The organism is Bacillus sp. 05T31 (assembly GCF_056396725.1).
The window spans coordinates 1-5,967 of record NZ_JBFTMA010000219.1 but is presented as its reverse complement, the minus strand read 5'-3'; the positions used below and the strand labels follow the sequence as shown (position 1 = coordinate 5,967).

The window sequence follows — 5,967 nt, the reverse complement described above, 5'->3', positions numbered from 1 at the left end:
AAATAAATGCTTGCCTTTTCTCTTCATCCGCTTTTGGAAGTTGATCTTCTGGTAACTCTCGATATAGTTTGTGAAGGTTCGGATAAAAATCTTCACCRTATGCTAGATTAAGTTGCCAAAGCATAACAAGTTTCACAAACAAGTCATTAATATTTTTATAGTCTTTATCTGTTTGTTTTAAGTATGCAAAAGCTCTATCGTAATCCCCCTCTTTTTCTAAACGCGTTGGTTGATTCGGGAATAATTGCTTTTGTGCAGCTAAAGAATATAGATTAACAGTGACTTCAGTCATTCCTCTCAAGTCATCCCATATCCATGGGAATTGCTGTCTTGCATGTCCTGCTTCATGCATTTGTCCCCATCCAAATTTATTTACATTTAAAGTACTTTCGATTGCGTTACCAGCAGTAGTAAATGCAGCTCCATCCAAACTTGCATACATACCCCAGTCTGCTTTGTTAGGATTTTCTACAAAAGCCCAAATGCGACGAGTCGAACGATGTAAAGGATTAGGGTCTTTTTCAGATAACCCTGATATCTTATCTTGCGCTCGAATCATTTCATCATATTTTTTTAATAGAGGAACAGGATCTTGATCCACAATATATTTCTTGGCACTATCCTGTGTAACAGTAAGTACTGCTTTTTCTGATTTCAATTGTACCGCATGTGCATCTGGATACTTGTTCATCATCGCAATCCAGTCTTCTTTCGTATGCTTCCCTAGTTCAAAGAATGGAACAGGGCTTCCACCTTGTGTTACTTTCACCTTAACTGTTCCTGTATCTTGAGTGTTATCAAATCCTATTAAACCACCGCTTGGAGAGGAGATAGTATTAGAACCAGGAGAAAGATTAACTTCTTTTCCCCATTCTTTATCATATTGATGCGTCCCAATAATCGCTCTAATCTTTTGTGTTCCCGATACTTCAATTGTAACTTGTTCATTCGGTTTTATATAAATTCCTGTTGGCATATAGGTTTTTTGGTTACTTCTTCTTTCTCTTTTTGCTTCATCCCCATAACTCCTTGTAGCTGGAAGATCAAACTCCCTCTGTTCATATTGGTTTGTAGTCTGTGCAGCAATCGTTTCAGCATGAACAATCAAGCTATTTGTCATGATTGGTGAAAATAATGTAGTTGTCAAAATAGCAGATGTCGCGAGTACTTTCATCGGTTTTTGAAACATATAATGATTCCTTTTCTGCATATAAACAATCCTTTCCTTTTCAATTAGTTCCATTAAAGCCCTTTCGCTGAATGAATTTAATTAATTTCGATTTCCTGTTGGTTTCACATTTTTTTAAAATTAAGAAATAAGTGCTCGTAAATCTTCCTATAATTTGATAAATATAAAACATACCCGAAGAAAGAAATCTCCATTAGTGTTCATACTAAATAATTACGAAAGGTAGGGTATGGGAATGGAACGAACCCATTTCCTTTTCTTCTTACTATTACGAACTTAACATCGAACAGGTCGTACAGCAATCAAAATTTGACAATTTCAGCTACTTTTCGACATTTTTTGTCACCTTACTAAAATAGTAGTCTCACGCCTATCACTTAAAAAAGTTTGAAATAAGTAAAGCGAAAAATGAGGTATGATTTTTGTTGAAAAGCTTGCCAGAGAATTAAATTTTGTTCAGCGAAAGCGTAAGTTTTCAGGACATGACTTAGCCACTATCTGTGTTTGGATGAGTCAACGGATAGCGAGTGATTCTTTAGTTAGACTGTGTAGTCAACTGCATGCAGCTATTGAACGAAACTATATACTGAAGCGAACACAGGCTGGTCGTATGAAGTATGTAGAAAATGGTAGGAAACTGGGGAGAACGCCTAAAATCAATAAGTCTAAAACTGATTTGATACTCGAGTTACTTGAACAGGAAAAAACGAAACAGGAGATTGCTGATTTTTTAAATGTTGACAGAACTACTATTTATCGCACATTAAAATGAAATGGTTATTATGCAATTTATTGATAATGAGTACCATCCATGCTTCTATAGACTATATCCATTTCTAAAAAAATTGCGTTCTTGATTAAAGACTTTATCACAACAAAAGGAGCTAAACTATAGATTTTAGCTCCTCTTATTTGCCAATTATTTAATTATAAGGGCTACGATTACTGCAATTACAAGTAGAATTCCCCCTAATAATTGTCCTATTCCAGAAGCCTCTCCACGAATTAACAAATTGAAAAGATTTTTTCTTGTTTGGGTTTTCCCCACGAACGCATCATCTTTTTTCATTCTATATACACCCCATAAGATTAATACCACTCCAAAAACGATACCGAATAATTTTAAAGCCATTATATTTACCTCCATTTATTATGTATATATTGAATTTTTTCTCAATCATTTTTTAGTTGTTGTTACAACAATGAACAACACGTTCTTATCATTTCTAAAATTAATTATTACTTCTTATTATTACATTTAAACGTTGAAATGAACTATCTACTAACCTTGCATAAAGATGACCGTTCTGTAAGGTTAGTAAAACAGACAAGCTATCTACAAAAGCCTTTGTTTCTTGTTCTGGATACATATATCTAAAAATGCTTTACACTCTCCGTTGCGATTGCTCCGTCTTCCCTTACAAGTAAGAGAAATATTTTAACCACAAGCTACTTAGGAAAGTTAGATAACCATCTTGATAAAATTATATTTTTATTCAATCTATAGAAATCTTGTAACAAAAATGCAATTGTGATAATTTCCATTAAACCATTCACTGTAAGAGCTATTACAATCGATAAGTCAATCGTAGGTAATAACATGATGCATAGTGAAACAATGGATGCAATAAAAGGGACAATCTGTCTTGTTCTTGTTATGCAAAATCCTTCGCTTTTTTTAAGTTGAGGCATTATTCTACCGATCATTAACAATAAAGGAGTAGTAGCCAAAATCCCTACCCATCCTAAAACGCTTTCAATAAATCAAGGTGAAAATGGTATGGCTGAAGAAAATATAAATAAGTTCAGTACTAACAGAAATAATTGTATAAGAGATAATCTTATATGTATTTGTTGCATTTTGTTACACCTCAAAGAAATGTTTAAAAATAAAATGGGTCATATAATAGACATACACTCCATAATATGACCCATTTTCACACATAGTACTTCACTCTTTATAAGAGATAAGTCTATTAAAAATCCGTTATTCTATTCAATTTTTATTATATACTCACTTTTTCTGTAATTTTGTGATAACTCCCTCGTTGTTCGTTTCAATGTAGTAATCATTATTATGACTATAAACATCACCCTTGAAGTTTTGGGGAATCACACCAGTATGATCAGTATAATACGATTTTCCTTCAAACTTATAAAGCGTATTTCTTACCTTTTCTCCATATGCACGAAGGTTGTCACCTTGTGAGAAGAGATATAGCTTGCCATCGATTTTATGAACACCTGTTACCTTTTCAGCTTTATCGTTCAGATAGAATGGTATACCATCAATGTCAACAAAACCTGTCAGAGTAGCTTGTCCCCAGTCATTAAAGTAATATGTTTTTCCGTCAATAGTTTCTGCACCATTCACCGTAGAAGATTTTCCATCTCTAAAATAATATTTTTCTCCACCAAACTCCTTCCAACCGGAATAGTTAATTCCATCTTCTAAACTAAAATATTTGACTGTATTACCTAATTTGCTGATCCCTAGTGGCTCAAGTTCACCGGTTTTCCTAAATGGTAATATTTTATTGTCCAAAGTAACATTAATTGTTCTATTTTGAGCTTTTCCATCCAACCCAGAAACAAACATAAGCACACCTTCGTCAGAAAAACGAAGAATGACACCTTGATCTTCTAAACGTAGTACATTTGTAGTAGCCTTGTAATCTTTAAAATAATAAATTTTATTATCAATTTCTTTCAAGCCTTCTTTAATAAACGCTCCTGAAGCATCGGAATAGTGTAGACCTTGCCATGCTGATTTCTGCAGAACACCTTCATCGTTGAAGTTATAGTACTCCCCATTAATTAATGATCCAGATCCTGAGACCCTGTGATTACCATTTGGATCAAAATAATACTTATTCCCCTCAAATTCTTGCCAGCCCTTTAAAAGAATTCCTGAAGAATCCGCATAATAATGATAGTCATTTCTCTTTATCCAACTATTTGTTATCAATTCCCCAGAATTGTATGCAGTCCATATAGAGCCATCTTTTGCATCAGGTTTGAACTCTAACCCGTCATATGTCGTTCCTTCATGTTTCTTTGTCTCATTTACCTTACGAGGATGCCAATCAATCAACCAATTATTCCACTCATGTGCTGCAAGGCGAGCTGTGAGTTTACTAGCTTCATTAATATCACCAGTAGTCCACGCTGGTGCACTTTTACCACTCCTAGGAACGTATAAATATTGCCCTTTATTATTTTTTAAAGAAAACTGACCGTCTTTTCGAACAACAAGCTCCCATGTTTCATCAGAACTGATATCTCCATCATGAGTATAAATCCATTGACTGCGATCTCCTGATTTAGATGTAAGATATCTTACTTTCCCATTAAAGACAGATGATATAATAACCTTATTAGATCCCTTTTTAATCGGTGTAATTGTAAAATCAGTTCCTGAATTTGAATCCCAGTCACCTGCTTCATGGACATAATCCCCTGATTGCAGGTTTATTCCATCATTCACAATTTTTACAGAAACAGGAGAATATTCCCCGTTTTTATTGTTTGTGTAGACATCAAGTGTACGTTTCTTCAGATCCTCACGAGCYTCAGGATCATTTGTAACATAATTAGAAAGAACGTCTTTGCCAACCGGTTCTGAAGTAATTGTTCCCAGCATTCGTTTTTCTTCTGGTAGTTTCTTAAACAGTTCATTCTCATCAGTACGAATATCAGGCAAACCGCTATTCAGATAAGCGTTTGGGAATGTGTCTCGTAAATATTTATCTGCTAAATTATTTCTACGGCCGCTATTATCACTTTGTAGATAATAGGTTTTGAAAGTTGCAAGTGCAACCCCCGTCTTTCCTTCATCTAATTGTTTTTGTGTAATATACAAAATATCATGTTTAGATAGTTCTGGTTCATCAGGAGTTAAGTCCACGATTGTGCCAGCTTGCTTAATACGAATTTGTTCCCCATGCTTTATCGTTTTATATTCAACTTTTCCATTCGGATAAACAAGTTTAACTTTCTTGCTAAAATTTTTATCTTTATAATAATCAAATGCGCTAATACCAAACTCTCCCTTTTGAAACGTAGGAGCTTTGTAAGCAATGTTTTCATGCTGAGCATAATAATAGCTTTTTACATCGATTCCCTCTAACCATTTCCCAAACGGTTCTTTAATAAACGCATCATAGATACTTCCAAATGTTGTAACAATTGTTGCGAACGTATCAACATCTGCTTTCACCTTATTTTCCGTTAATGGACTTGGTAATGGGCTCGCACTGAATAAAATCCCCATTGCAATTCCTACAGGTAGGACTTTTGGTAACCTTTTTTTGTATTTCTCATTCATAACGTCATTCCTCGCTTTGTATGTGTGTTTTTTCCTACTTATTAAACTGAATTTAATGTTCGGAAGTTCATCATAATTGAAATACCTTTCAAATTTCTTTCATAAATGTTACAAAAGTCTTTCATGAAATTACAAACAAATCAGACTTTAATTGGATTTCTCAATATCGTAAACAAATTTTGATTTCTTTAATTCACTAACAAAGAGGGTGTAACCAAACGACAATGCTGCTTCTGTATAGTTATTTATAGGAATGTAGCTCGTTCCTGCCTCCTCTAAATCTTCACGCAACTTTCCCTTCTTCTATACGTTCTACAAAACACAAAAACAGGTAATAGATTTCAACTCTATCACCTGTTTGTATTATTTCTTATTTTGCAAAATAAGCTGCACCAAAGTTTTCGTTAAATCTCTTACACCATACAGAAACTGCACCGTATGTACTTACATC

General features: G+C 34.1%; 7 protein-coding genes and 1 pseudogene. 3 read left to right on the top strand and 5 right to left on the bottom strand.

Annotated features, from left to right (window positions below; translation table 11 throughout):
- On the bottom strand, positions 1 to 1,210 hold a 1,210-nt coding region (locus AC1DJR_RS14680; protein ID WP_477002891.1), incomplete at its 3' end, for a M60 family metallopeptidase.
- A 400-nt stretch (positions 1,211 to 1,610) separates the two neighbouring features.
- Here AC1DJR_RS14680 and AC1DJR_RS14675 point away from each other — a divergent pair.
- Positions 1,611 to 1,754, top strand: a pseudogene (locus tag AC1DJR_RS14675) (IS4 family transposase); the annotation flags it as partial.
- A gap of 45 nt (positions 1,755 to 1,799) precedes the next feature.
- Positions 1,800 to 1,961, top strand: a complete 162-nt coding sequence (locus tag AC1DJR_RS14670) for a helix-turn-helix domain-containing protein (protein WP_429688218.1) — start codon at positions 1,800 to 1,802, stop codon at positions 1,959 to 1,961.
- Positions 1,962 to 2,108: 147 nt separating this feature from the next.
- On the opposite strand, the gene AC1DJR_RS14665 is transcribed toward AC1DJR_RS14670, so the two are convergent.
- A complete protein-coding gene (locus AC1DJR_RS14665; RefSeq protein ID WP_429688209.1) occupies positions 2,109 to 2,321 on the bottom strand; it encodes a hypothetical protein in 213 nt (70 codons plus the stop codon).
- Positions 2,322 to 2,720: 399 nt separating this feature from the next.
- On the opposite strand from AC1DJR_RS14665, the gene AC1DJR_RS14660 reads away from it, so the two are divergent.
- Positions 2,721 to 2,876, top strand: a complete 156-nt coding sequence (locus tag AC1DJR_RS14660) for a hypothetical protein (protein WP_477002890.1) — start codon at positions 2,721 to 2,723, stop codon at positions 2,874 to 2,876.
- A 327-nt stretch (positions 2,877 to 3,203) separates the two neighbouring features.
- Here AC1DJR_RS14660 and AC1DJR_RS14655 read toward each other — a convergent pair whose 3' ends face one another.
- From AC1DJR_RS14655 to AC1DJR_RS14645, 3 genes are all read right to left on the bottom strand, one after another.
- Positions 3,204 to 5,516 carry a cell wall-binding protein gene (locus tag AC1DJR_RS14655; RefSeq protein WP_429688210.1) on the bottom strand — a complete coding sequence of 771 codons (2,313 nt, stop codon included), beginning with the start codon at positions 5,514 to 5,516 and terminating at the stop codon, positions 3,204 to 3,206.
- Between the two features lie 147 nt (positions 5,517 to 5,663).
- On the bottom strand, positions 5,664 to 5,807 hold the full coding sequence (locus AC1DJR_RS14650) for a hypothetical protein (protein WP_429691743.1): 144 nt from the start codon (positions 5,805 to 5,807) through the stop codon (positions 5,664 to 5,666).
- Positions 5,808 to 5,886: 79 nt separating this feature from the next.
- Positions 5,887 to 5,967 (bottom strand): DM13 domain-containing protein (locus AC1DJR_RS14645; RefSeq protein ID WP_477002892.1); only part of this gene is annotated, 81 nt, incomplete at its 5' end.

What these genes read in the sequence shown, in the direction of transcription:
- AC1DJR_RS14670 (WP_429688218.1), top strand. Translation starts at nt 1,800, where the DNA reads ATGAAGTATGTAGAAAATGGTAGGAAACTGGGGAGAACGCCTAAAATC.
- AC1DJR_RS14665 (WP_429688209.1), bottom strand. Translation starts at nt 2,321, where the DNA reads ATGGCTTTAAAATTATTCGGTATCGTTTTTGGAGTGGTATTAATCTTA.